Below are 25,068 nucleotides of genomic sequence, written 5' to 3'. Positions count from 1 at the left end.
CGTTTCGGGGAGTGCGACGTGGCGAAAGAACGCAAGGTGACGATCAACGTCATCGCGGCGGAAGCAGGCGTGTCGGTGCCCACGGTGTCGAGGGTGCTGAACGGCAGGTCAGACGTGTCCCCGACCACGCGAGCCCGCATCGAGGCACTGCTCGCGCAGCACGGCTACCAACGCCGTGGCTCGCGCCGCGGCGAGCACGCGGGGTTGGTCGACCTGGTCTTCAACGACCTGGACAGCCCGTGGGCGGTGGAGATCATCCGCGGCGTCGAGGACGTCGCCCACGCGGCCCAGGTGGGCACGGTGGTGAGCGCGATCCACCGCCACTCGGCCGCCACCCGCCAGTGGCTCGACAACCTGAGGGCCCGCAAGTCGGACGGCGTCATCCTGGTGACGTCCACGCTCCAGCCTTCTCACCAGGCAGAATTACGTCGTCTCAACGTCCCCGCGGTAGTGATCGACCCAGCGGGCGGCCCCGCGCTGGAGGTCCCGACGATCGGCGCGACGAACTGGGCAGGCGGCCGAGCGGCGACCGAGCACCTGACGTCGCTGGGGCATCGCCGGATCGGCTTCATCGCCGGCCCCACGTCGCTGCTGTGCAGCCGAGCCCGCCTGGACGGCTACCGGGCCGCCCTGGACGCGGCGGGCCTGCCGGTAGCGGACGAACTGATCCAACCGGGCGACTTCTACCACGAGTCCGGCTTCCGAGGCGCCACCGCGTTGATGTCCCTACCGGAGCCGCCCACGGCGATCTTCGCGTCGAGCGACCAGATGGCGTTCGGCGTCTACGAGGGCCTGCGGCAACGGGGACTGCGCGTCCCGGACGACGTGAGCGTGGTGGGTTTCGACGACCTCCCGGAAGCCCGGTGGGCGTCTCCCCCGCTGACGACGGTCCGCCAGCCGTTGGCGGAGATGGGCACACTGGCGGCTCGCATGCTGCTCCGCCTGTCCCGAGGCGAGGAAACAGACAGCCCCCGAGTGGAACTGGCCACGGACCTGATCGTCCGCAACAGCACGGCCCCGCTCACGACCTGAGTTCTACTTCGTCGCGGCCACAACCTGTTCACGCAGGTGGTCAGGGAGCTTGGCGCGCTCGGCGAGCCAGGCGGCCAAGTCCGGCAGCAGGTCCTGCGCGGCAAGCGTCACCGGATCGCCCGGCAACCAGTCGCCGATCAGCGCACGCTGGGTGCGGATCCGCAGCGGGGACACCGAGTACCAGGTTTCGGGCAGGGCGGCTTCCATCCACTGCTCCGCCAGCGAGGCCACGGCGTCCGGGTCGGGTTCCGCACCGCGCCGATCCTCGTACCAGGCCGTGAACGCGGCGATCATCGGCGTGGCGTCGAAGTCGAACAGCGGAGCCGGGGGAGGCAGCAGTTCCGCGAGGTCACGGATGTGGCGTTGCGCCCGGAACCAGTTGTCCATCACCACACGGGACTCGTCCCCGAACACGTGGAAGTCGCCGATCGCGAGGTCGGTCAGACACAGCAGGTCCTCCGGCCCGCCGACCGGCCGAGGCGTCACCCCGTCCGCAGACTCGCCGACCTCGGCGGCCCAGGCATCGACAGCCTGGTCGACGTCGTCGAAGACACCGGCGGAAGCGAGCCGCACCGCCTCCGCCCCCTCGATGTCGAACAGGTACACGAACGGCGTGTCACCGTACGAGAAGCCTGCGATCACCCCGAACCTGGTGCCGTAGGCGTCCCGCATCCGGAGCACCTCACCGGTCGCCGAGATGTGCAGGAGGTCGTCCAGCCCCTCCGGCGCATCCGCAATCCCCTGCAGCGCCTTGCGGCACACCTCCGCCTGCTCGGGCGATGCGATGGCGGCCAGCCCGTACAGGAGCCGGGAACCGTACTCCGCGTCCACCGCCTGAGCCGCCCCGACAAGCTCCTCGAACCACACCGAGAACCGGAGTCCGTCCTCTCCCGCTTCGAGCACACGGAACAACTCGGCCCCGATCAACTCGGCCGTGATCTGCTCCACTTCCCGCGGGCCGGCCGCTGAGCTGAGCGCCCCAGCCCCGTCGAGCACGCCCTGGATCGCCGGCCCGAACCACCGCGGCCGCCCACTGGCCGCCCGAAGCACCTTCCCGTAGGAACGAGGACGCGGCGCGCCACCACTCTTCTTTTTCTTCTTCCGACCACGGGACACGGGCGACATGCCCGTGCATGGTAGTGACGTCGACAGGTCCACGAGTGCATCACCCATGGGCTCGGAGAAAAACGGTGGCGCCGGGCAGAAACGCCGGCCCCACGCGATCGTCGGCCAGGGTGATGCGTCCCGTCTCGGTCAGCCCGCGGCCCGCGCCAACCCACTACACGAACCCACGCACCTGGTCGACCAGCTCGGACATCGCGACGCTCATCCCTGTCCCGGCGACGCGAGGCCGTCCAGCGCCCGGCGGTAGGCGTCCTCGTCGAACGGTTCGCCCCGGAGCATGGTCGGCTGCATGTGCTCGGCCATCACGCCGGCCAGCTCGTGCAGGATGTCGTGCCGTTCCATGCCCTTCTCACGCAGCCGCTTGGCCGCCCGCCACACCTCGGGCGGCTCGTCGGCCCACAGCTGGTTGGCGATCACCTCGTGCATCGTGAGGTGGAACCGCGGGTTCGTCCCGTCCACCTCACCGTGCCACGACGAGTCGGCCAGGTACTCCGCGAACTCCGGATGCTCGGCCTGGATGAGCAGCGACCGCTCGTCCGGGTCGGCGGGATCGAGCCAGTCGACCCGCTCACCGTCGATCGTGGCGCTGCCGTGCGGCATGACGAACGCCCACCGGTCGGCGGTCTCCTCGTCGACCTCCTCGTCGATCGGGAGGTCCGGCAGGTGGACGTCCCGGACGGACGGGGGCCGCCGAACCGTCTTGCGTCCCGACTTCTTCGGCTTGCGTTTGCGTCCTCTGCTGACCGGGCTCACGCGACCAGCCTCTCACCACGTGAATTGTGTGGGTAAAGCGCGGGCCCGGACTCGAAAGTCCGGGCCCACGAAGCGCTTGGCAGCAGAAAATGCGCGCCCGAAGGGATTCGAACCCCTAACCTTCTGATCCGTAGTCAGATGCTCTATCCGTTGAGCTACGGGCGCATGTTCAGTTGTTGGCGGAGGCTCCGGGATTTGAACCCGGGAGGGGTTGCCCCCAACCGCATTAGCAGTGCGGCGCCATAGACCAGACTAGGCGAAGCCTCCCGGAGTACCGCTCGGCGAGTACCTTACACAGCCCTCCGAGCGGACTCCAAACCGGGTCGTCAGCTGGGGAGGAACGCTGCCAGGGCGTCCGGGTTGGCGAGGGCGTCTCTGCTGACGGCTCGCTCGGGGGGCACGCCTGCCAGGATCTTCTTGACCGGGACCTCGCACTTCTTGCCGTTCAGGGTCCTCGGCACCTCGTCGACGACGATGAACCGGTCGGGGACGTGCCTGGGGGACAGTGCGGAGCGCAGCGCCTTCCGCAACGACGGTTCGACCGCCTCCAGCGACGCGCCCGGGGCCAGGACCAGGAAGCACAGCAGCTCGCCCTCGACGTCGGCCGACGTGTCGATGACCAGGGAGTCCGCCACCTCGTCGAAGCCCTCGACCACGCGGTAGAACTCGCTGGTGCCCATGCGGACACCGCCTCGGTTGAGGGTCGAGTCCGAGCGACCGTAGATGACCGCGGAGCCCCTCGGGGTGATGCGGATCCAGTCGCCGTGGCGCCACGTGCCCGGGTACAGCTCGAAGTACGAGTCGATCATCCGGGAACCGTCCTCGTCGCCCCACAGGTAGAGCGGCATGGACGGCATCGGCTTCGTGATGACCAGTTCGCCCACCTCGTCCACCAGGGGTTCGCCGGTCGGGGACCACGACTCGACCGCCGCGCCCAGTGCGCGGCACGACAGCTCACCCAGCCAGACCGGGACGTCCGGGGCCGAGCCCACGAACGCCGTGCAGAGGTCCGTGCCACCGGATACCGAGCAGATCTGGATGTCCGAGCCGAGCTCGTCGGCTATCCAGCGAAAACCTTCCGGGCTCAGGGGGGCGCCGGTGGAGCCCACCGCTCGCAGCGCGGTCAGGTCCTGGGTGGCCGCGGGCTTCAGGTGCTGCTTCAGGCACGACTGGATGTACGGGGCTGACGTGCCGAAATAGGTGACCTTGTGCCTGGCGGCGAGGCTCCACAGGGTGTTCAGGTCCGGGTGTCCGGGGCTGCCGTCGTACATGACCACCGTCGCGCCCACCAGCAGGCCGGAGACCAGGTAGTTCCACATCATCCAGCCCGTGGTGGTGAACCAGAAGAAGCGGTCACCGGGGCCGAAGTCGGCGTGCAGGGCCAGCTGCTTCAGGTGCTCGGCGACGATGCCGCCGTGGCCCTGGACGATGCCCTTCGGCAGGCCCGTGGTGCCGCTCGAGTACAGGATCCACAGCGGGTGGTCGAAGGGCACGGGGTCGAAGGCCAAGTCGGCGCCGGGGCGGACGAACCGGCGCCACGGGATCGTGTCCGGGGCCGCGGCCTCGGACGACAGGTAGTCGATGAGGACCGTGGCGCGCAGGCTGGGGATCTCGGCCTGGAGCTTGGCGATCGTCGGGCGGACGTCGAACGCGCGGCCGTTGTACTTGTAGCCGTCGACCGCGAACAGGACGACCGGCTCGATCTGGGTGAACCGGTCGGCGACGGCCCTGACCCCGAAGTCCGGTGAGCAGGACGACCACGTGGCCCCCAGGGACGCCGCGGCGAGGAACGCCACCAGCGTCCGGGGCGCGTTCGGGGCCAGCGCGACCACCCGGTCACCCTGCTTGACGCCCAGGTCGACCAGGGCCGCGCGCACCGCGGCCACCTCGGCACGCAGCTCGCCGTACGTGAGCCGCTCCGACACCCCGTCCTCACGCTCGAAGACCACCGCCAGGTCGTCGTCGGCGCCGGTGGACAGGGCGTGTTCGGCGTAGTTGAGCGTCGCGCCGGGGAACCACTGGGCGCCCGGCATGTCGGCCGACGCCAGCACCCGCTCGGGCGGCGTGTGGAAACGCACCCCCAGGTACTCCGTCAGCGCGCCCCAGAACGCCTCCAGATCGCCCGTGGACCACTCCCACAGCGCCTGGTAGTCGGCCACCTCGACGCCCCGCTCCGCCGCCAGCCACCTGCGGAACCCCGCGATCCTGCTCTCCTCGACGCGGCCTGGGTCCGGACGCCACAACAGCGTGGCCATTTCGTCGCTCATGGCCCGTTCCTATCCCATATCGCGGGCCCTTGCCATGGTGTCAGCCCACACATCCCGCAACGCCGCCGGTGGGCGGCGCCACCGGCCGTGTGTGTTCCGCCAGACGGCCGCCAGCAGGTCGGCCAGCGCCTGGTGGTCGTCGGCCGGGGCGGTGGGCAGGCGGAGCAGGTGCCCGACGGCCACGTCGGCCAGCACGGCGCCACCGTCGCGGTCGACCATGACCGTCGACGGTCCTATGGTGCCGTGGCACACCCCGCGGGCGTGCAGTGCGGCCAGCGCGGCGGCGACATCGGCGGCCACCCGTGGCAGCTCGTCGGCCGTCAGGCGGGCGCGGCGCAGCGTCCTGCCGAGCACGGCGTCGGCGGCGATCGCGACGCGGCCGTCGACGAGGACGTCCCGCACCGTCGCCAGGTTCGGGTGCCGGAGGCCGGTGAGCAGGTCGACGTCGGCGCGGCGGACCGCGGGCGGGTCGGGCGAGAGCACCCGAACCGACGCCGGGGTGCCGTCGGGACCTGCGGCGATGTGCGTCATGCCGTACCGGTCACCCCACACGGGGTGCAGGAGCCAGTAGCGGCCGGCAAGGCTGGCAGGCATACCGGGAAGTGTCGCGAATGGACACGGACTGGACATGTATTGGACGTGGATTGCCTGGTCAGAGTCGATTACGTCGCCATTGTGGACAGATAGTGGTCGATCTTCGTCTCGCGACCTGGTCAGGAAGGCGGAGGCCCCTTTCCATCGTGGTTGACTGGGCTCGTGCTGGTTGAATGGGGCGGACCAGGTTGGACTCCCCTGGCCTCCGAGGTGCTTTTCGCTTCACCGTGGTTTCAGGTGCGGCGAGACGACATGCTGCGCCCGGACGGTTCGCGGGGGTACTACGACAGCGTGGTCGCACAGCCTGCGGTGACCATCCTCGCTGTGGACGATCGACGGCTGGTCGCGGTCACGCGGCAGTGGATCTGTGTGCACGGGGAGCCGCAGTGGCGGTTGCCCGCGGGCCGTGTCGACACGTTCGACGGGACACCGCGGGCTGCGGCGAAGCGGGAACTCGCCGAGGAAACAGGCATCCGCGCCGATGACTGGCGTGCACTCGGATCCATCAACTGTGCCGACTCGTTGACGAACCACCGGGACCACGCCTTCCTGGCCATGGGACTTACCAGCGGAGGGGAACGCAGGCTCGAGCCTGGGGAAGCCGACCTCGTGTTGCACTGGTTGCCCGTCGAACAGGTTGTCGAGATGGTCCTCGCCGGTGATCTTCCCCACGCCGGCAGCACGTTCGCCGTGTTGACCGCCCAGGTGCGAGGCCTCCTCTAGGTTCGGGTCCAACCTGCCACGGGCGGAACGGTCATCGGCTCCAGCTACCTGTTCAGCACATCACGCACCGCAGCGACGACGTCCTCCGGCGTCCTGGCCTGCAGGGATGCCAGCCCTCGCGCCCCGGGGGGCACGATGTCGGAGCCATCCAGGTTTATGATCAACAACTGCAACTCACCCGCGCGGTGCTGCCGCAAGGCGAGATCGATCTCGTCGTAGCAATATCTGCTGGCCGCATACGAACGGCTCCAGAGCACGATGAACAGGTCCGCTCCGCGCACCGCGTCCTCGATCGCCGCCTCGACCGTTCGATCCGGCGGCAACGCTCGCTCGCCGAACAGCACCGCGAGGCCGTTCGCGGTCAGATAGTGATCCAACGCCCGAGCGTAGTCCCGGTCCGGCCTGGCACGACTGATGAAAATGCTGTGTGGGCGCCCCTTTGGCTGGCCGGTCCCACGCACCTGCGCCATCACCATCTGGTTGGCAATGGTGACGGCATCACGGACGGCGTGCTTGTCTGTGAGAAGACTCGAATCAAGCCACGGATAACTGGTCCGCCAGTCTCTCCGTTGGAACGCCTGCGCGGCGGCGCCACCGAGGAATGAGAAAGGCACAACAGGCTGCTGGCGCGCCTCTGCCAGGTGCAGGATCGTGCTCGCCGTCTTACCCGGTTTGCCGCCCACGGCGATGATGACGTCGGCCTGTTCCATGGCCATCAACTGGCACAACACCCACGCTTGTGCCACGGAGTCACGGTCATCGGTCGCCGGCCCCGGATAGAACCAGTTCTTGATCCGGTTGACCGCAGCCGCTCCGAGAACGTCATGGAGTTGCGCGTAATACTGTTCGACCTCCGGGTGGTGTGGTCGGTGCATGTGCACCGTTCCGTTCTCGCCGGTCTCGACATATCCACGCAAGGCGTGAAAGTCGGCGGAATCGGGAATCGGAGAACAAATGACAAGATCCACCGCAGCCTTGGCCAGTGCCACACCCAACCGCTGGCAGAACTGTTCCAGTTCCGTTCGTTCGAAGTCTGGGTAACTCGTCTCGCCGGTGATACCACCAAGGACGAAGGCCGAACGTATCCTGATGCCCCCGCCAGCCGCCGGGGGCTCTCCGTCGTCATCGTGTGACGCCACGGAGTTCCAGAGGTGTTTGAACCGTTTCGTTTCTTCGTCCGGGTCACGCCGCGGCGTGCTGCGTTCAGCAAGAACGCGGACCACCGGTTCGAGCTTGGACCACCTGGGTGAGCCGATCCCGTGCAGAAGCTCTCGCACCTTCTGGTGGCTGACCGAGTCCCGGAACCGGTCGTCGTCCGCCACGGCGTGTGCGATCGTCCTCAATCCGGGTTCTCCTGCCGCGCGGTAGAGCTCGTGCAGTGCCTCCGTCAGCGTCCGCAACGGGCCCGGCGGCAACTCATCAGGCCCCGGCACCTGGACGCCACTCACGATGCTGCTCCACCCTCGTGTCAGGATCCGGCAAGTTGCGTAAAGCATACGTCCGCGGCGCGCCATGGCCTGTCAGGTTCCGTAGTTTCCGGTCAATGAACGAAATCGGCCATTCTCGGGCATGAGCATTGATTCATGACCGAACATCACCGAAAGAGAAGAGCCGCAGTCCACCCCGCCGTGCGTTTGTGCATTGCCATCGACGTCGAGAAGTACAGCAGGTTCGGAAATCCCGACGCGGAACACGCACAGGAAAGGTTCGTCCACGCGCTGCGGTACGCGCGCAACCGAGCCGGCCTGTCCGCGGCGGACGTCTCCATCGACCGGTCGGGTGACGGCCAGTTCCTGGTGCTACCGCCGGGACTGGACGAGTCATCGGCGATACCGGCCTTCGTGACAGGGCTGTCGGTCGCCATGCGGCGCACGAACGAGAGGTCGAGCAGACATTTCCGCCTGCGTCTTCGAGTCGCCATGCACCGGGGACTGCTGAAGCCCGGCATCAACGGCTGGGTGGGACACGCGGCGATCGCCGTGCACCGACTCCTGGACTCGACCTCGTTGCGCACCGCGTTGAGGCGTACCCCCACCGCGACCTTCGCGCTGGCGGTCAGCGACTCGCTGTACCGAGACGTGGTAGCGCACGGCTACCCGGGTCTCGCCTCGGCGTCCTTCCACAGGACGGTCGTCAACATCCGGCACAAGGCGTTCAGGGAGCCGGCGTGGATTTACCTGGACGAGGAACCCGCCACCCCGGCGAACCGGTACGCCCTCCTCGCCCCGTCCCCAAGGCACCGGCACCTCCCATGAGCCAATTCCGATAAAGCGTTTCCCGTTTCCTCTTACACCTGGAAACAGGCAATACATTGTCGCCCCGAGTTCGCTCATGAATTCTCATGTCAGGCGCCGGTCAGGCGCTCTTGACAAACACCAGGAGGAATCATGTCGAGGTCTCGCTCTGCCGTTTTCACGACGCGGATCGCACTGCTCGCGAGCACCGCGGCGATCACCGTCGCGGTCCCGCTCCTGGGCGCCACCTCGGCGTCCGCCGGCGAGGACCCCCCGCCCCCGCCGCCCACCACCACCGCGACGACCGAGGGACACGACTGGAACAACTGACGGGATCCGGCGCCAGGCGAGAGCCCTGGCGCATTCCCGACATTGCGCTCGATTCGCGACGGTGGTGTACTCGGCGAGGGGGACGCTGGGAGGGGCATCGGTGGTCGAGTTCGGCGAATTGTTGCGGAATTCCCGCATGGCGAGCGGCATGTCTCTCGGAGAGTTGGCCAGGCGGATCAAATACAGCAAGAGTCAGGTCAGCAAGGTCGAGAACGGACGCGCTCGGGCAGGCCGGATGTTCGCCCGGTTGTGTGACGAGGCGCTGGGTACGGGTGGCACCCTCGCTGCGGCGGTGTCACCCGAACCCACCCGGACCGAGGCGCCGCCCCCGGACGAGGTGTGGGTGCTCGAACTGGACGAAGCCGGGACGTTGCGGTTCACGGAACGACCACGAGCCCAGGTCCACGCGGGCGCCGGCGCGGACCTGGGCTACGCGCCGGGCCGAGGTCGTCGGCCCGCGATCGACGACCGTACGTTCGCGTTGCTGCGCAAGTCCTTCGACGACCACCACGTGTTGGGCACCATGACCAGCCCGGCGCTGGTGCTCGGGCAGGTCATCGCGCACCTGCACACCTTGCGCACCCTCGCGGTCGACAACCCCGAGCCGATGCGATCGGATCTGCTGGTGCTCGCCGCGCGGGCGGCCGAATACGCCGGCTGGATGAGCCAGGAGGCCGGCGAGGAAGCCGACGCCTTGCGGTGGACGGACCGCGCCGTGACTCTCGCGGGAGAACGCGACCCGCACCTGGCGAGCTTCGCGTTGTTTCGGCACGCGGAGGTGGCGCTGTACCAGCACAACCCGGTACGCACGATCGAGCTGGCAAAACTGGCTCAGCGTGATCATCTCGCCGGTCCGCGCATACTCGGTCTCGCCGCACGGTGCGAGGCGCAGGGGCACGCGCTGGCGGGGGATGTCGGTGCGTACGAGAAGGCGCTGGACAGGGCGGCGGAACTGCTCGCCACCAGGGAGCCGAGTCCCGGTCCGGTCCTGGGACCCGCATCGGTGCCCGACGACCTGGGTCTGGTCCGCGGTTGGTCGTTGTACGACCTCGGCAGGCCCGGCGAGTCGGCCGAACTGCTCGAACAGCACCTGACAGAGGTGCCGTCGTCGGCTCGGCGGGCCCGCGCACGGTTCGGGGTGCGGTGCACGCTCGCACACGCCGTGAACGGCTCGCCAGAACAGGCGTGCGCCGTCGCACGTGACGTGCTCGCCGACGTCGCGGTGGTCGACTCGGCCACGATCCGGCTCGACCTGCGCGAGCTGTACCGGACGCTGAACCGCTGGCGCAGCCTCCCCCAGGTCCTCGACCTACAGAACGAGCTCCTACCGTTGCTGCGCTGAGCAGGCGCACGTCAGCTCGTCCAGTTCCTCCCGGATCTCATTGGCTTCCGGGAGGCCCAGTTCGGTGTAATCGGTGAGAGCGTCGTGCCACGGAGCAGGGTGGTGGCGTCCGGTTTCGTGCAGGACCAGCGCGATGCGGTGTTTGGCCCGTGCACACTGCGCTCGCTCCCCCATACCCGCGGAGAGGTCGAGCGCGGCCCGGTAAGCGTGTAGCGCCGCCTTGTCGTCACCGCTCACGCGCGCCGTATCACCGCGATCGAGGTACAGCTGGGTGCGCAGGTTCGGGTCGACCACGGAGTCCGCGACCTTACGGGCCTGTTGTTGGCAGGAGATGGCCTCGTCGAGCCTGCCTGCCAGGCGGTGGACGTTGCCGAGGTTGTTGAGCGCGTACGCCTCGCACGCGCGGTCGCCCAGCTCGATCGCCAGCTCACGGGCCGCCAGGTGGTCGGCGTACGCCTCGTCGAGTCTCCCCAGCCTCTGTCGCACGCAACCCAGGTTGTCGAGCGAGTGCGCGAGGCCCTGTCGGTGGTCGAGGTCGCGCAACAGAGCGATGGCTTCCAAGTGGTTGTTCTCGGCGGCGGCCAGGTCGCCGCGAAGCTCGTTCACGACCCCGAGGAGGTCGAGGGTGTGCGCCTGACCGCTCCGGTCACCGATCTGTTCGAACCGTTCCAATGCGGCGGCGTGGTATGTGGCGGCTGCGCTGAAGTCGCCGAGCTTGTTGGCGGTGGACGCGATCACGACCAGGGTGGCCGCCTCCCCGCTCACGTCGCCTAGTTCCACCCACAACGGCAGCGACTGCTCGGCGAGTTCCCTGGCCTCGGCAAGCGCACCGGAACGCCAGCGCGCGTTCGCCAGTCTCAGCAACACGTGGGCTCGACCTGTGCGGTTGGCCGAACCGTCGAGCACCTTCGCGGCGCACTGGAGGGTCTCCGTCCAGTCGCGCAGGTAGCCGCGGACGTAGAAGTACCGCCAAAGCAGCACTGCGAGTTGCCACGTGTGCTCAGGCCTGCCGTGATCCGCCGCGTGGTACACGACCGCGACGAGGTTGTGCCGCTCGTTGTCGAGCCATTCCCTGGCCGCGTCGGCGGCGGGGAACGAGAGAGCGATCGGGCTGGTCACGGTGACCGCGGGTTGGCGTGCGCGGTCGTACGGGAACAGGGTGTCGATAGCGGTGGCCGTGGTGGCCAGGTAGAAGTCGAGCAGGCGGTCCACCGCGGCGACCGGGTCCGGTGGCGGGTGCGCGGCGAGGACGTAGTCGCGGAGCGGGTCGAGCATGTGGAAGCGTTCCGGGGCGGACTCCTCCAGCAGGCTCATGCGGTGCAGGTCCTCGAGCAGGCCACGGGCCCGCCGCACGCCCATCAGCGCGGCCGCCCCCGGTGCGGACAGGTCAGCGCCGGGGGCGAGGGCGAAAACCCGGAACAGCGTCTGTTGTTCCTCGGTGAGCTGGTCGTACGACACCGTGCAGGCGATGGCCGCGGCCTGCGGGAACGTGGTGTCCGGGCTGACCGCGGGCACCTCGCGGAGCAGGCCGAGCAGGTGGGACAGCGGCCACCGCGTGTGCCGGTTGAACTGGGCGGCGACCAGGTGGACCAGCAGCGGCACGTGCCCGCACAGCGCGACGACCTCGCGGACCTGGTCGACGTGGCCGTGCACGCGGTCGGCGTGGACCAGCTTGCGGAACAGCTCGACGGCCTCGTGCGGGGGCAGGGGTTCGAGGCGGATGTGGTCGGTCGCCGTCAGCAGGCCCTGTTCCCGGCTGGTGACCAGGGTGAGGGCGGCGCCGAGCAGCGGTTCGACCTGTGCCTCGGACGCGGCGTTGTCGAGGACGACCAGGGTGCGGGTGCCGTCGACGGAGGTCCGGTACAGGTCGGCGCGGGCCGCTGTGGACTCCGGGATGGCCTCCGGTGGCACGCCGAGGTCGGTGAGCAGCCGGGCGAGTGCGGAGCCGGGGGTGGCGGGGGCGACGTTCGGGGTGAAGCCGGTGAGGTCGACGAACAGGCGGCCGTCGGGGAACACGTCGGCGAGGCGGTGGGCGGCGTTGATCGCCAGCGCGGTCTTGCCGACGCCGGGCATGCCGGAGATCCACAGCACCGACTGGCCGCCCTCCGCGGCGGACCTTGCGACCGAGTCCACGACCGCCAGTTCGTCGCCGCGGCCGGTGAACTTCGGCTGGCGCATCGGCAGCGAGCTGAGCCGGTCGCCGTACTGGGCACGGCGCATGATCTCCCGCAGCTCGCGGGACACCTCCATGCCGTACTCGTCGAGGGCGTCGCGGGTCTGGTGGTACACCTCGACCGCGCGCACGTGGTCACCGGCCTGGACGAGCGCGCGCATGAGCACGGCCGCGAGCCGCTGCTGGGCGCGGTCCTCCTCCCACACGGGGCGCAGGCGGTCGCGGATCCGGCGGTGCTGACCGGCAGCCAGCTCCAGTTCGGCCAGGTCGACCAGCGCGTCGACGCGTTCCTCCTCGGACGGACCGACCGTCGGGCCGCCGACCCGGTCGACGTCCATGTCGGACAGGAACCGGCCGCGCCACAGGTCCAGTGCCTCGTGGAACTTCGTGACGTCGTTGCTCCGGCTCGCCTCCTCGCGGAGGCGGCGGAACCGGTTCAGGTCGATCAGGTCCGGGTCGACCCGCAACAGGTAGCCCGTCGGGGTTTTGTCGATCACCACCTCGGGCGTGTTCCTGAAGACCTTCCTCAGTCGCGCGATGTAGCTCGTGATCAGGTCCGAACGGGGCTGCTCCTGGCCCCGCCACACGTACTCCTGCAGGTAGTCCCTCGTCACCGCCCGGTTGGCGTTGAGCAGGAGGATCACCAGTACGTAGCGCTGCTGCAGGTCACCTGGGTCCACCGAGGCGCCGTCGTGCCACACCTCGAACGGGCCGAACAGCCGAAAGTCCATCTCTGATCCAGATCTGGTGCGGGTCCGCGCGTCATCCTCTCCCTCCAGGAGGGCGAGAATGCCGGAACAGATACTGCCTTTTTACGTTGTGTGCGACCAGTCGTATTCGATGGCCGACCACCTCGACGCGTTGAACGACGGGTTGGCGCAACTGCACACCGCCGTCGGTTCCGACCCCGTGGTGGCCGACAAGACAAGGTTCTGTCTCATCGGGTTCGCGGGAAGCGCGGAAGTGTTACAGCCGCTGTGCAGGCCGAGCGACGTGGTGCGCCTCGTCGGGCTGGCCACGCAGACCGGCACGAACTTCGGCGCCGCGTTCACGGTGCTGCGCGAGACCATCGAGGAGGACGTCGCCGCGCTCAAGGCCGACGCGCACCAGGTGTACCGGCCCGCCGTGTTCTTCCTGTCCGACGGGCATCCCACCGACCCCGCGGTGTGGCCGTCGGCGTACGAGCGGCTCGTCGACCCGGACTGGGCGGCGCGGCCGAACATCATCGCGTTCGGGATCGGCGACGCGGACGCCGCGACCATCGGCCGCATCGGCACGTTCCAGGCGTTCATGAGCCACGGCGGGGTCAGCCCGGCGGCCGCGCTGCACGGGTTCGCGCTGGCGCTCACCACCTCGGTCGTGCGCACCGCGGGCGACAGCGACCTGCTGCTGCGGGTCCCGACGCAGGTGACGGGCTTCACCGCGCTGAGGATCGATGCGCTGTGATGACCGACGACCGCGTCTGGGGCGACGTGGGTGTCTTCCGCCCACGTGAGCTCGGCCAGCCGTCACGGACCACGGGCGAGCCGTGGCGGCTGGACGGGGTGACCGACGTGCCGGACACGGTCGCCGACGCGGCCCGGGTCGGCACGCTCGAGGTGCGTGCCGCGTCCAGCCGCGGCGCCAGGCACCGGGTCAACGGGCACGTCCGGCAGGACGCCATGGGCGTCGCGGAGCTGGGCGGCCGGTTCGTGCTCGTCGCGGTCGCGGACGGCGTCGGCGATGCCAGCCACGCCCACCGCGGCGCGCACCTCGCGGTCCGGCACGCGATCAACTACCTGACGTGGGCACTGCCCGGCGCGGACCTCGACGTCGTGGACATGGTCGGCGCGCTGCGTGCCGCCGACCGGGCGGTCCGGGAGGCGGGCCCGGCACCGGAGACGAGGCGGACGACGCTGACCGTCGCCGCCGTCGAGTTGGGCTGGACCGGGCAGGGGCACCGGTACCGGGCGGTGCGGGTCGGCGACAGCCCGGCGCTGATGCTGACCGACGGGGTGTTCGTGCCGTTGTTCGGCAAACGCGGCGGCGGCACCGAGTGCCTGCCGACGCCACGTGGCCCCGCCGACGGGGTGCGCGGGGTCCTGCGTCCGGGTGAGGCGCTGGCGGTCACGTCCGCCGGGGTCGGCATCCCCGTGCGGGAGTCGCCGGTCGGCACGTACCTGGCGCAGGCGTGGGCGCGGCCGCCCGGCCCGGTCGCCTTCCTGCACCACCTGCAGTTCGACCTCCGCGCGTTCGACGAGGACCGGACGGCGGTTGTGGTGTGGGCCCGGTAGGGGACGCACAACTCGCCGACCTCGTGGCGGCGGACCGGATCGCGGAAGGCGGGCAGGGCACGGTGTTCCGGCTGAGCAGGCCGGCGGGGACGCTCCTCAAGCTGTACCACCGCGAGGTGACCGTGCTGTCGGGCGAGCTGGGGCGGCTCATCGACCTGCCCGCGCGACAGTCGGTCGCGACGCGGACGGCGTGGCCGAGCGGCCGGGTGTTCGACCGCGGCCGGTGCGTCGGGCTGCTGATGCCGGAGGCGCCCGCCCGGTTCACCACGACGATCGCGGGCAGGCGGCGGCTGCTGGAGCTGCAGTACCTGCTGTACCCGAAACGCGCGATGTGGGCGGACCTGGCGCTGCCGACCGAGGAGGAGCGGCGGCGCATCGCCGTCGGCTACCTCGAGCTGTTCGCCGAGCTGCACCGCCACGACGTCATGGTCGGCGACGTGTCGATGCGGAACCTGCTGTGGACGCTGCGCGACGGTCCCGGCGTGTTCGCCATCGACTGCGACGGCTTCCGGCTCGCCGGGCGGCCGCCCGCGGTGCGGCCTGCGGACACGGCGGGCTGGGTGGACCCGGCCGGTCCGCGCGAGGTCACGCTGGACACCGACCGGTACAAGGTCGCGCTGCTGACGCTGCGGCTCCTGTTCGGCGACCACCGCGTGACACCGGAGGAGGTGCGCGCGAAGCCGCTGCCGCGTACCCGGCTCAGGCCCGCGCTGTCCGTGCTCGCCACCCGCGCGGCCGAACCGGGACAGCGGCCCGCCGCCGAGTGCTGGCTCGGCGCGCTGTCCTGACCGCGGTGCGGCCCGTGGGGGTAGCCGCACCGTTTCCCGTCTCTTTCTTCTCCGGCAACGGGAAACGGGTACCCACGTGTTCTCGCCGCGCGCATTCTCGAACTGCCAACGAATTCGTGGAGGAACCGATGAGAATCCTCGTCTCGCTGTCGGGAATGCTGCGGCTGGTGGCGGTGTCTTTCGTGCTCGGCGTCGCGCTCGGGATCTACCTGGGGGTCGGCGGCTCACCCGACGTCGCGCCGGTCGACACGACGTCCCAGGTGAACGACCTGGCCGCGCCGTGAACGAGTGTCAGTCCTCCGGCGCCGGAATGGTCTCGCCGCAACGCGGGCACGGAGTGGGCGGCTCGTCATCGGCGAGCGCGCCACACTCCGGGCACACGCGGTTGAGCCAGCAGACCGACTCGCCGCCCTCTTCCGTCATGCCTCCATTGTGCGCCTACGGGGCGAAGTAGCCCGCCAGGTCGGCGATCACGTGGATCGAGCCCGAGTTGTTGAACATCCACACGTCACGGTTGGGGCCCAGCGCCACCGACACGAGGTTCGGCAGGATCTGCCCCTTCGCGAGCTGGACGTTCGACGTGCTCGGGCGGGTCGGCGTGCTGCTGGTCTTCGGGTAGGTGGCGAGGTACGTGGCGAGCGTCGGCTGGACGCCCGTCACGTTCATCACCGCCGCTGTCGCGCCCGACGGGATCGGGCCCGCCATGTTCAGCGTGAACGCGGCGCCGCCGCCGCTCACCGCGGCCCAGGTGACGCGGTTGACGCGGGTGTCGATGACCCGCATCGGGGACAGCGCGACGAACTTCGCGCCCGTGCCGGTGCTGTAGTAGCCGGCCAGGTCGGCGATCAGGTGGACCTGGCCGTAGTGGTTGTACAGGTCGATCGACCGGTTCGTGCCGAGCTGCACGGTGACCAGGTTGGACGTCGCGTTCGCGTTCGCCAGGTTCAGGTTCGACGCGCTGGGCCGCGTGGTGCCGGTCGGGTACGCGGAGACGAACGTGGAGTCCGTCGCGCCGACGCCGGTCAGGTTCAGCGTCACCGCGGTCGCGGTCTCGGGGACGCGCGACGACAGGTCCAGCGTGATCTTGGCGCGGGTGCCGACCGGTCCCGTGGACGTCCTGGTGTCCAGCGCGCGTTGCGGCGCGAGGGCGGTGTAGAGGCCGGTGCCCGAGGTGTCGTACCAGCCCGCGAGGTCGGCGATCAGGTGCGTGTTGCCGTAGTTGTTGTACAGCGACACCCTGCGGTCCGCGTTGAGCTGCACGGTCACCAGGTTCGGGCGGACCTCGCCGGCGGCCAGGTTGAGGTTCGACGAGATCGGCTTGGTGGAACCGGCGGGCCACACGGTGACGAACGTGGTGGAACCCGCGATCGCCGTGACGTTGAGGACCGCGGCCGTCGCGGTGGCCGGGATGCGGGCCGACAGGTCCAGCGTGACCGTCTGGCGGGTGCCGACGGGAGTGGTGGTGGGCACGCCGATCGCGCTCCGGGTGTCGAGGACTCGGGTCGGGGCGATCGAGGTGTAGCCGGCCGGGTCGGACGCCTTCGCCGCCAGCGCGGACAACGCGGCCTCACCGCCGCGGACGTAGTTGCCGTCGACGTCGCCGGTGATGCCGGGGACGCTGGTCTTGTCGCTGTACTGCCACAGGTCCCAGTTGGACCAGCCCGCGGGCAGCGCCGGGGTTTCCGTCCACGACGCCACCCACAGCGGGTGCGCCCCGAACGCGGTGCTGTTGCCGACGCACTCCTGCCACCACGAGGCGGCCGTGTAGATGATCGGCTCGAGGCCGGTGCGCTGCTTGACGCGGTTGACGAACTCCTGGATCCAGGCGACGAGCTGCGCGGGGGTCTTGTCGTAGCAGTCGTTCGTGGACGTGTACGGGTTCCACTCGAGGTCGACCGCGGGCCGCAGCGTCTTGCCGTTGGGCGTGAAGTTCGCGAAGTTCAGGAAGTAGTCGGCCTGCACGAGACCGCTCGAGTCGTTCGGCGTCGCGAAGTGGTACGCGAACGAGTACATACCGGCGCCCTGGGCGCCGCTCATGTCACCCGCGTAGAACTTGTTCTGGTAGTAGTGGCCCTCGGTGGCCTTGATCCCGACGAACCGGACGCCGCTGCCCGCCACCTGCGACCAGTCGATCGGCCCTTCGTTCGGGTGCTGCCACCTCGACACGTCGATGCCGCGCACGTAGTCGGCGGCGGCGGACATCGTCCTGGGCGCCGCGCGGTCGAACTCCTGCGCCATCCGCGGGCTGTGCGTCCTGTCGACGTTGTCGCGGACCTCACCGCCGACGACCGGGTACTCCCGCTCCTCGGCGTTCGCGGCGGGCGCGAGCGCCACCACCGCCCCCGCCGACACCACCGCAGCCAGAACCGCACCGAGCAAACGCCGCATGGAACTCCCCCTGGGGACCGAAAGATCTCTTCGTTTTCTCATCGCTCCTGTATGGCGACAGTTACACCCGATCGCGTCACACTCGGGGAATCGTTGTCGGGGTTGACGGTCAGCAGCGCGACGATCGGCAGCGCCAGCGCCGCGGCCGCGAGCACGAACACGGGGAACAGGAAGCTGAACACCTCGACGCCGCGCGGATCCGGTGCCGCCGCGTCCAACCGCACGGTCATCGCCGCCATGCCCGTGTAGTGCATGCCCGTCGACGCCAGCGCGAGGACCGCGCCCGCGGCCAGCCGCATCGGCAACCGGTCCACCGTCACGGCGAACCACAGCGCGGCGGTCGCGGCCAGCAAGGCGACGATCACCGACAGCACCACGAGACCCGGCTGGTAGTCCACGGTTCCGCGCACGTTCACCGCCCACATGCCGGTGTAGTGCATGAGGACCACCGCGAGCCCGGTGACCGCCCCGGCGACCGCGAGCCGCCACGGCACGAACCGCTGCCCCAGCAGCGCCAGGCCCCCGAACACGGCCGACACCGCGAGCACCGCCGACAGCAGCGTCCTGCCGACGTCGTACCGGATCGGGTTGCCCGGGGTGCCGAACCCGAGCAGCGCGATGAAGTGCATCAGCCACACGCCGACCCCGCCGATCGACAGCGACGCGAGCACGAGCCACGCGACACGCACCGCCGGTGTCGTCGCGGCGCGGGACCGCACGGTGCACGCCAGGCCGATCGTCGCGCCGGTGAACGACGTGACGTACGCGAGGAACAGCAGCCAGACACCCATCTCGAAGTGGTTGACCATGGCAGACCTCTCAGTACCGGCGGACCGGCCGCCGCGCGTCCAGAGTGGACAGTGCGTGCTCGCTCGCGGCGATCAGCACGCCCGTGGCCGACTTCCCGTCACGGGCGTCGCAGGTGACGATCCGGATGTCCGGCGCGATCCGCAGCGCCTCGCGCACCTCGTCGGTGGTGAAGCGGCGGGCGCCGTCGAACTCGTTGACCGCCACCAGGAACGGCATGCCGCGCGACTCGAAGTAGTCGATGGCGGAGAACCCGTCCGCGAGCCGCCGCGTGTCCACCAGCACCACCGCGGCGACCGCGCCCTGCACGATGTCGTCCCACATGAACCAGAACCGCCGCTGGCCCGGGGTGCCGAACACGTACAGCACGAGATCGCTCGCGAGTGTCAGCCTGCCGAAGTCCATGGCGACGGTGGTGGCGAGCTTGTTCGGGGTCACCGACAGCTCGTCGACGCCGACGCTCGCGCTGGTCATCAACGCCTCGGTGCGCAACGGGGTGATCTCCGACATCGCACCGACGAACGTGGTCTTCCCGACCCCGAAACCGCCGGCCACCACGATCTTCGCCGACGTGATCCGTTCACTTCGCCCGTAGTCCACTCAGGACCCTCTCGATCAGCTCGCGCCGCTGCGCGTCGTCCGCGTCGCGGGCGAGGGTGGCCTCGACGTGCACCATCCCCTCGGCAAGCAGGTCGGCGACCAGCACCTTCACCACCCCGAGCGGCACCGCGAGGTACGCGGCCAGCTCGGCCACCGACCGGGGACGCAGGCACAGCTGCGTGATCGTCCACGCGGCACTGGTCAGCCTCGGCGGCAGGTCACGGCCCGCCGCGGTGGTCACCACCCGTGCCTCGACCGCGATCTCGACCGTCGGCTCGGTTCGCCCCTCGGTCCACGAGTACGGCCGCGCGAGCGCTGGCGACGGCCGTTCCCCGTCGTCGGTTCTGCCCACCCGTGTCAGCCCTGTTCCGGCGCTCCGCGCACGGGCGTGTCGACCATCCGCCCGACCCGGTCGACGAGCAGCGTCATCTCGTACCCGACGAGCCCGATGTCGCACCCGGCGGCGGCGATCACCGCGAGGTGCGAGCCGTCGCCGACGCTCATCAGCAGCAGGAACCCGCCCTCCATCTCGATCACCGACTGGACGACGCGGCCCGCGGTGAACAGGTCCGCGGCGCCGACCGTCAGGCTCGTGAGCCCCGCGGTGAGCGCGGACAGCTGGTCGGCCCGGTCCCGTGGCAGCGCGTCGCTCGCCGCGACGAGCAGGCCGTCCGCGGACACCAGCACCGCGTGCGCGACGCCGGGCACCTCCTGTGTGAACGCGGAAACCAGCCAGCCGAGCGACTGCTCGGTGGCAGTCGTGCCTTCACTCATCTCGTGTGCTTTCCCATCCTTGTTCGGCCCCGTGTTCATCCCGCCGACCCGGGCTGCTCACGGGCACGGCGCGCGGCGAGCACGCCGTCGTAGTGCCGGGAGAGGTTGCTCCTGATCGCCTCGGGGTCCCGGAAGCCGGTCCGCGGAGCGGTTTTGGGGCGTTCGGCGGGCAGTGCGCGCGCACCGGGCGTGCGGACGGGGAGGCCGTTCGCCGTGGTGGCGGGTTGTTGCGGTACGGGCTCGCGCACCGGCACGGCCGGGGTGAGCCACTGGTTCGACGGCGGCTCCTCCGGCACGGTCTCCTCGACGAACCAGCTCGAGGTGGCGGGTTCCGGCGCGAGCTCGGGAGGCGCGGCGGCGGCGATCTCCTTGCGCGCCGGGACCGCGACGGTGAGGGTGGCGGCGGCCATGCTCTCCGGTGTGGTGCCCGCGATGACCAGCGTGCCCGGCACGTGGATGCTGGCGGTGATCCCGGCGTGGTTCGCGCGTTCGAACGTGGGCCGCAGCCGGACCAGCACGCCGTGGCGGGCGGCGAGGCGGCTCACCACGTACAGCCCCATGCGGCGGGTGGTCTCCGGGTCGACGGCGTCGGTCGCCGCGAGCCGTTCGTTCGCGGCGGCGATGTCGTCGGCCGCCATGCCGAGACCGGCGTCGACGACCTCGAACAGCAGGCCGCCGTCGGCGCCGCGGTCGGCGGACAGGACGACCTTGCGGTCCGGCGGCGAGAAGCGGGTCGCGTTCTCCAGCAGCTCGGAAAGGATGTGCACGACGTCGGCCGCCGCGGACGCGCGGACCGAGCCGGTCGGGGCGTGCGCGAGCGTGATGCGCTGGTAGTCGTCGATCTCGGACGTGGCCGCGCGCAACAGCTCCACGACCGTGACCGGTGACGTGTCGCGGCGCGCGGGGGTGCCGCCCGCGAGCACCTGCAGGTTCTCCCCGTTGCGGCGCAGGCGGGTCGCGAGGTGGTCGAGCCGGAACAACCCGGCGAGCCTGCGCGGGTCCTGCTCGTCGTTCTCCAGGTTCTCGATCACCTCGAGCTGCGACTCGACGAGCGTCTGGCTGCGGCGGGACAGCGTCATGAACATCTCGCTGACCTGCCTGCGCAGCTCGGCCTGTTCACCGGCGAGGCGGACGGCCTGCGCGTGCATGTCGTCGAACGCCCGCGCCAGCTGGCCGATCTCCTCGGTGCCACGCACCGGCACGGCCTGCACGGACGTCCAGTCGACCTGTTCACCGGCACGCACGCGCTCGACGGTCTTCGGCAGCTGTTCGCGGGCGGCGCGCAACGCTGCCTCCCGCAGCCGCCGGACCGGCGACAGCAGCGATCGCGCGACGACCAGTGCGACGGCGAGCGCGGTGAGCAGCGCGGCGATCACGATGGCGGCGTCCCGCAGGGCGGCGGAACGGGCCTCGCTGGTGCGGGCGGCGACCGTGTCACCGAGCGAGGTGACGAGTGTCCGTGACAGCTCGCGGACACGATCGGTCTCGGTGCGCAGGTTCGGCAGCAGGTCCCGCAGGTCCACCGCACGCGGGTCGACGACGGCCTGCCGCAGCGTGGCGCGGCGGGCGGCCGCGGTGTCGGTCGCGGCGGCGAAGTCGGCGGCGGCGCGGTCGGGCAGGTCGAGCTGCAGTTGCTCGCCGAGCACGCGTTCCTCGGCGGCCGACTGTTGTGCCGCTGCGGCGATCGCGCGGTTGCCGGGCGCGGTCGTGTGCCGGATCAGCGCCTCCTCGGCGGCGAGCGACGAGCGCAGCAGCAACAGCGACCGGACCGAAGTGGACAGATCGTCGAGGTCGCCGCTCCGCGCCACCTCGACCACGCCGGGCACCAGTTCGGTGAGGCCGTTGACGACCTCCTGGTAGGCGGCGAGGTCCGTGACGGGGTCACCGACGTCGTTGCTGGTCTGGACGCGCACCGCGGCGAGCCGGCCGAGCGCGTCGGACAGCGTCCGGTCGACCTGTGCGGGCAGCCGCGCGAAGTCCACGGCCTCGCGCACGGTGACCACCTGCCGGTCGACGGCCGCTCGCTGCGTGCGCAGGCGCGGGCGGTCACCCCGGTCGTTGATCACCGCGGTGACCATCTCGTCGACGACGAGATCCGCCAGCCGCAACGATTCGCCGAGCACCGCCATCTGGTCGCGGATCGTGCTCAGCCGGTTCGCCTCGTCCAGTCGCGACTGCACGCGGACCGCACCGAGCACGAGCGCGATGATTGCGGGCAGCAGCAGGACCGCCGCCACCTTCGTCCGCAGGTTCCAGTTGTCGATGCGCCATCTCGTGGAGTCGCGCTCGCGCGTCTCCTGGGCCCCACTGCCCATTACTGTCCGCCCTGACTTCCGGCGTGGGTGATTCGCATTACAGTCCGACCTGGCCTGAGCACACAATCGGAACGGACGGTCGCTGTCAAGACACGGTTCGGAATTTGACGACCGTGGCAAGATCGTCCACGTCGCACGGCACGGCACACCGCTGGCCACCGTCGTCACTGACTGTCGGGGGTCGGACTCGGGCACCAGCGGTCTCGGGACATATTGGGTGTGTCAATGATTCGCAGGGTTTCCGCTGCCCTCGTGACGCTGCTCGCCGCCGGTGTGGTCAGCGTCACTTCCGCCGGCACGGCGTCGGCGGCGCCGTCACCACAGGTCTTCGAGTACGCGGACGGCGCACCGGGCGTGGGCGGCTCCGACGGCGAGTCCGGTGTGGACGGTGCGCCCACGGTGACGTACGCGGTCACGGCGCCCAACACCCGCCCGGTCACGCTACACGAGGTGTCCACAATGGACTGCCTCCCGGCGATCCTGACACCGGGCGAGTCGACGACGTGCCGGACCACGCTCGACGCGACGGACACGGTGACCGCCCAGGTCACGGCGCCGGTGACACCCGTGCCGCAGGGCGGACCGGCGTGACGGCGGTGACGGCGGTGACGGAGATGGTCATCGCGGGCGTGGTGGTGCTGGCGCTGGGCCTGGGGCTGCTCCTGTTCACCCGCCGGAGGCGCCGCGACCAGTAGCAGCCCCGAGCCTCACCCGGAATCGGTGACGCCGCGCATCCTGACTCCCTCCGCGATCACGGAGCAAGCATCGGGTCACGGCGTCACCACCACGAGTGCTCTTGCGGTCAATGTCCCCTTTCGGCCATCCCGCGAGTCCGGCTCGGTGCGCCCGGCTATAGCCAGCCGCGGCGTACCGCGGCCACGCCCGCCGCGAACCGGCTGTCCACCTGCAGGATCTCCAGGATCGCGCTCACGTGCCTGCGCACCGTGCGGACGGCCGTCCCCGTGTGGTTGGCGATCGACTCGTCGGTCAGCCCGGACGCGAGCAGGGTCAGCACCTTCTGCCGGGCGGGCGTCAGCTCGTCCGGCACCTTGCCGCCGATCGGGGTCGTGTCCGGCGCGGACCACATCGCGTCGAACCACTCCGCCAGCAGTTTCAGCAGGGCCGGGGACTCGATGTGCAGCGCACCGCGGGCACCCCTGTGGTCGATGGTGACGAGGGCGACCGTGTCGTCGACGTGCATCATCTTCAGCGGCACCGTCTGACGCACCCGCGCCTGCTCGCCGGCCAGCACGGACTGTTCGATGCTGTAGGAACCCCAGTTGTCCGCCGCGTGCTGCGCGTCGTACAGCATGCGGAACTCCACACCCGCCGCGATCGAGTCGGGAGGGGGCAGCAGCAGGCCCTCGGTCGTCGGTTCGTTGCCGGAGCGGGCGGTGAACGTGGCACGCAGCAACCTGCGCGGTGACCGGTACAGCCCCGCCGCGAGCCGGGCCATCTCGGCGCGGTCGCGCACGGCGCGGACGTCCTCGCCGTCCAGGTCGCCGTCGGTCAGGCCGCTGACCGGGGACACCAGCGCGGCGAAGCGCTGCCACGTCTCGGCCAGGCCGGACTGCAGCACGGTCAGGTGCCGGTGCTGCCGGTCGAGCAGCCTGCGCAGCGCGATCGACGGGTGCACCGCGCGGGCGCGGCGGCCGTCGCCGTGGCCCGCGAACGTGATCAGGCCCGCGTCGAGCAGCTCCCGCGCCGGGCTGTCGTCGGGGTCGAACCGGCCGGGACCGGCGCCGACCGGCAGGTGCACGGCCTCGTGCAACCGGTCGTATGCCGCCGCGGCCTCGTCCGACACCAGCCCCGTCAGCATCCTGTCCGTCATCGCCCGACCTCCGTCCGCACCGAAGCACGGTATCGACACCGCTTCGGTACTGGTGACGCGCGAACGGGGTGGTGGGGATGCTTCCGGCCCGCACCGTCCATGTGAGACTGCCGGACGTGGTGTTGACCGCGGTTCTGGACTACGTCGGTGTCGCGACGTTCGCGATGGGCAGCACGGTCCGTGCCCGGGACCGGCGGCTCGACCTGGTGTCGGCGGCCCTGCTCGGCACGGTGGCCGGCATCGGTGGCGGCACGCTGCGCGACCTCGCGCTCGACCGGCCCGTCTTCTGGCTGCAGGCGCCGGGCTACCTCTACGTCTGCGTGGGCGCCGCGACGCTGATGTGGTTCGTCGGCGCCGGGCCCCGGCGCAGGCAGACACTGCTGTTCCTGGACGCGCTGGGGATCAGCGCGTTCGCGGTCGTCGGCGCCCTGATCGCACGGGACGAGGGCGTGGTGGCGCCGGTCGCCGTCGTGATGGGCATCCTCACCGCGACCTGCGGCGGCATCCTGCGTGACGTGCTCGCCGGTGAGCGGGCCGTGCTGGTGCGCAAGGACGTCTACGTCTCCGTCGCCATGCTGTCCGCGCTGGTGTTCGTCGTGGCCGTGGAGCTGGGTCTCCCCCAGGTCCCGGCCGCGATCGCGGGCGCCGCGGTGGGCACGGTGCTGCGCGTCCTGGCCATCACCCGCCGCTGGCAGCTGCCCCCGCCCCCACGAACCTGA

26 protein-coding genes and 2 tRNA genes are annotated in these 25,068 nt (G+C 70.3%); 12 read left to right on the top strand and 16 right to left on the bottom strand.

What is annotated here, in order from left to right:
• Window positions 1-18: 18 nt before the first annotated feature.
• Window positions 19-1,032, top strand: a complete 1,014-nt coding sequence (locus ACIBVP_RS15085) for a LacI family DNA-binding transcriptional regulator (protein ID WP_396106694.1) — start codon at window positions 19-21, stop codon at window positions 1,030-1,032.
• Window positions 1,033-1,035: 3 nt separating this feature from the next.
• Here the strand turns inward: ACIBVP_RS15085 and ACIBVP_RS15080 are convergent, their stop codons facing one another.
• The 6 genes from ACIBVP_RS15080 to ACIBVP_RS15055 all read right to left on the bottom strand — a co-directional run bounded on the left by ACIBVP_RS15080 (window position 1,036) and on the right by ACIBVP_RS15055 (window position 5,771).
• On the bottom strand, window positions 1,036-2,028 hold the full coding sequence (locus tag ACIBVP_RS15080; protein ID WP_396106693.1) for a hypothetical protein: 993 nt from the start codon (window positions 2,026-2,028) through the stop codon (window positions 1,036-1,038).
• Between the two features lie 330 nt (window positions 2,029-2,358).
• Window positions 2,359-2,910, bottom strand: coding sequence for a DUF1841 family protein (locus ACIBVP_RS15075; RefSeq protein WP_396106692.1), 552 nt, complete (start codon window positions 2,908-2,910; stop codon window positions 2,359-2,361).
• A 92-nt stretch (window positions 2,911-3,002) separates the two neighbouring features.
• Window positions 3,003-3,075, bottom strand: a tRNA-Arg gene (locus ACIBVP_RS15070).
• Window positions 3,076-3,087: 12 nt separating this feature from the next.
• Window positions 3,088-3,177: transfer RNA gene (locus ACIBVP_RS15065), tRNA-Ser, on the bottom strand.
• Window positions 3,178-3,236: 59 nt separating this feature from the next.
• A complete protein-coding gene (locus ACIBVP_RS15060; protein WP_396106691.1) occupies window positions 3,237-5,177 on the bottom strand; it encodes an acetoacetate--CoA ligase in 1,941 nt (646 codons plus the stop codon).
• Between the two features lie 9 nt (window positions 5,178-5,186).
• The gene (locus ACIBVP_RS15055) at window positions 5,187-5,771 is read right to left on the bottom strand and encodes a hypothetical protein (protein WP_396106690.1); all 585 of its coding nucleotides are present in this window, start codon (window positions 5,769-5,771) and stop codon (window positions 5,187-5,189) included.
• Window positions 5,772-6,008: 237 nt separating this feature from the next.
• Between ACIBVP_RS15055 and ACIBVP_RS15050 the strand changes: the two genes are divergently transcribed.
• The gene (locus ACIBVP_RS15050) at window positions 6,009-6,494 is read left to right on the top strand and encodes an NUDIX domain-containing protein (RefSeq protein WP_396106689.1); all 486 of its coding nucleotides are present in this window, start codon (window positions 6,009-6,011) and stop codon (window positions 6,492-6,494) included.
• Between the two features lie 44 nt (window positions 6,495-6,538).
• Here the strand turns inward: ACIBVP_RS15050 and ACIBVP_RS15045 are convergent, their stop codons facing one another.
• Entirely contained in the window at window positions 6,539-7,942 is a 1,404-nt protein-coding gene (locus ACIBVP_RS15045; RefSeq protein WP_396106688.1) for a toll/interleukin-1 receptor domain-containing protein, read from the bottom strand.
• 180 nt (window positions 7,943-8,122) lie between these two features.
• Between ACIBVP_RS15045 and ACIBVP_RS15040 the strand changes: the two genes are divergently transcribed.
• From ACIBVP_RS15040 to ACIBVP_RS15030, 3 genes are all read left to right on the top strand, one after another.
• Window positions 8,123-8,749 carry a hypothetical protein gene (locus ACIBVP_RS15040; protein WP_396106687.1) on the top strand — a complete coding sequence of 209 codons (627 nt, stop codon included), beginning with the start codon at window positions 8,123-8,125 and terminating at the stop codon, window positions 8,747-8,749.
• 132 nt (window positions 8,750-8,881) lie between these two features.
• Window positions 8,882-9,058 carry a hypothetical protein gene (locus tag ACIBVP_RS15035; protein WP_396106686.1) on the top strand — a complete coding sequence of 59 codons (177 nt, stop codon included), beginning with the start codon at window positions 8,882-8,884 and terminating at the stop codon, window positions 9,056-9,058.
• A gap of 61 nt (window positions 9,059-9,119) precedes the next feature.
• A complete protein-coding gene (locus ACIBVP_RS15030; protein WP_396106685.1) occupies window positions 9,120-10,400 on the top strand; it encodes a multiprotein-bridging factor 1 family protein in 1,281 nt (426 codons plus the stop codon).
• Here ACIBVP_RS15030 and ACIBVP_RS15025 read toward each other — a convergent pair.
• A complete protein-coding gene (locus tag ACIBVP_RS15025; RefSeq protein WP_396106684.1) occupies window positions 10,383-13,304 on the bottom strand; it encodes a tetratricopeptide repeat protein in 2,922 nt (973 codons plus the stop codon). The genes ACIBVP_RS15030 and ACIBVP_RS15025 overlap by 18 nt on opposite strands.
• A 58-nt stretch (window positions 13,305-13,362) precedes the next feature.
• Between ACIBVP_RS15025 and ACIBVP_RS15020 the strand changes: the two genes are divergently transcribed.
• From ACIBVP_RS15020 to ACIBVP_RS15005, 4 genes are all read left to right on the top strand, one after another.
• Entirely contained in the window at window positions 13,363-14,019 is a 657-nt protein-coding gene (locus tag ACIBVP_RS15020) for a VWA domain-containing protein (protein ID WP_396106683.1), read from the top strand.
• Window positions 14,019-14,846, top strand: a complete 828-nt coding sequence (locus ACIBVP_RS15015) for a protein phosphatase 2C domain-containing protein (RefSeq protein WP_396106682.1) — start codon at window positions 14,019-14,021, stop codon at window positions 14,844-14,846. Before ACIBVP_RS15020 ends, ACIBVP_RS15015 begins: the two co-directional genes overlap by 1 nt.
• Window positions 14,834-15,634: a hypothetical protein gene (locus ACIBVP_RS15010; protein ID WP_396106681.1), complete on the top strand. Its 801-nt coding sequence runs from the start codon at window positions 14,834-14,836 to the stop codon at window positions 15,632-15,634. Before ACIBVP_RS15015 ends, ACIBVP_RS15010 begins: the two co-directional genes overlap by 13 nt.
• Window positions 15,635-15,762: 128 nt before the next feature.
• The gene (locus ACIBVP_RS15005) at window positions 15,763-15,918 is read left to right on the top strand and encodes a hypothetical protein (protein WP_396106680.1); all 156 of its coding nucleotides are present in this window, start codon (window positions 15,763-15,765) and stop codon (window positions 15,916-15,918) included.
• 7 nt (window positions 15,919-15,925) lie between these two features.
• On the opposite strand, the gene ACIBVP_RS15000 is transcribed toward ACIBVP_RS15005, so the two are convergent.
• Genes ACIBVP_RS15000 through ACIBVP_RS14970 form a run of 7 tightly spaced genes read right to left on the bottom strand, consistent with a single transcriptional unit; the run spans window position 15,926 to window position 22,518 of the window.
• A complete protein-coding gene (locus ACIBVP_RS15000; protein WP_396106679.1) occupies window positions 15,926-16,057 on the bottom strand; it encodes a hypothetical protein in 132 nt (43 codons plus the stop codon).
• Between the two features lie 15 nt (window positions 16,058-16,072).
• Window positions 16,073-18,022, bottom strand: coding sequence for a GH25 family lysozyme (locus tag ACIBVP_RS14995; RefSeq protein WP_396106678.1), 1,950 nt, complete (start codon window positions 18,020-18,022; stop codon window positions 16,073-16,075).
• A 38-nt stretch (window positions 18,023-18,060) separates the two neighbouring features.
• Window positions 18,061-18,831 carry an MHYT domain-containing protein gene (locus tag ACIBVP_RS14990; protein ID WP_396106677.1) on the bottom strand — a complete coding sequence of 257 codons (771 nt, stop codon included), beginning with the start codon at window positions 18,829-18,831 and terminating at the stop codon, window positions 18,061-18,063.
• Window positions 18,832-18,841: 10 nt separating this feature from the next.
• On the bottom strand, window positions 18,842-19,429 hold the full coding sequence (locus tag ACIBVP_RS14985) for a GTP-binding protein (protein ID WP_396106676.1): 588 nt from the start codon (window positions 19,427-19,429) through the stop codon (window positions 18,842-18,844).
• On the bottom strand, window positions 19,410-19,781 hold the full coding sequence (locus tag ACIBVP_RS14980; protein ID WP_396106675.1) for a DUF742 domain-containing protein: 372 nt from the start codon (window positions 19,779-19,781) through the stop codon (window positions 19,410-19,412). The genes ACIBVP_RS14985 and ACIBVP_RS14980 overlap by 20 nt, the downstream gene beginning before the upstream one ends.
• 5 nt (window positions 19,782-19,786) lie before the next feature.
• A complete protein-coding gene (locus ACIBVP_RS14975) occupies window positions 19,787-20,203 on the bottom strand; it encodes a roadblock/LC7 domain-containing protein (RefSeq protein ID WP_396106674.1) in 417 nt (138 codons plus the stop codon).
• Window positions 20,204-20,238: 35 nt separating this feature from the next.
• Window positions 20,239-22,518, bottom strand: a complete 2,280-nt coding sequence (locus ACIBVP_RS14970; protein WP_396106673.1) for an ATP-binding protein — start codon at window positions 22,516-22,518, stop codon at window positions 20,239-20,241.
• 225 nt (window positions 22,519-22,743) lie between these two features.
• Here ACIBVP_RS14970 and ACIBVP_RS14965 point away from each other — a divergent pair, with 225 nt between their 5' ends.
• Window positions 22,744-23,109: a hypothetical protein gene (locus tag ACIBVP_RS14965; RefSeq protein WP_396106672.1), complete on the top strand. Its 366-nt coding sequence runs from the start codon at window positions 22,744-22,746 to the stop codon at window positions 23,107-23,109.
• Complete coding sequence (locus tag ACIBVP_RS14960) at window positions 23,106-23,213, top strand: LPXTG cell wall anchor domain-containing protein (RefSeq protein ID WP_396106671.1); 108 nt, start codon at window positions 23,106-23,108, stop codon at window positions 23,211-23,213. Before ACIBVP_RS14965 ends, ACIBVP_RS14960 begins: the two co-directional genes overlap by 4 nt.
• Window positions 23,214-23,368: 155 nt before the next feature.
• On the opposite strand, the gene ACIBVP_RS14955 is transcribed toward ACIBVP_RS14960, so the two are convergent.
• The gene (locus ACIBVP_RS14955; RefSeq protein ID WP_396106670.1) at window positions 23,369-24,349 is read right to left on the bottom strand and encodes a LuxR C-terminal-related transcriptional regulator; all 981 of its coding nucleotides are present in this window, start codon (window positions 24,347-24,349) and stop codon (window positions 23,369-23,371) included.
• Window positions 24,350-24,465: 116 nt separating this feature from the next.
• Here ACIBVP_RS14955 and ACIBVP_RS14950 point away from each other — a divergent pair, with 116 nt between their 5' ends.
• Entirely contained in the window at window positions 24,466-25,068 is a 603-nt protein-coding gene (locus tag ACIBVP_RS14950) for a trimeric intracellular cation channel family protein (protein ID WP_396106669.1), read from the top strand.

The sequence above is a fragment of the Actinophytocola sp. NPDC049390 genome (genome assembly GCF_044466355.1).
Lineage (GTDB): Bacteria > Actinomycetota > Actinomycetes > Mycobacteriales > Pseudonocardiaceae > Actinophytocola.
This window is presented reverse-complemented; position numbering and strand designations above follow the sequence as displayed.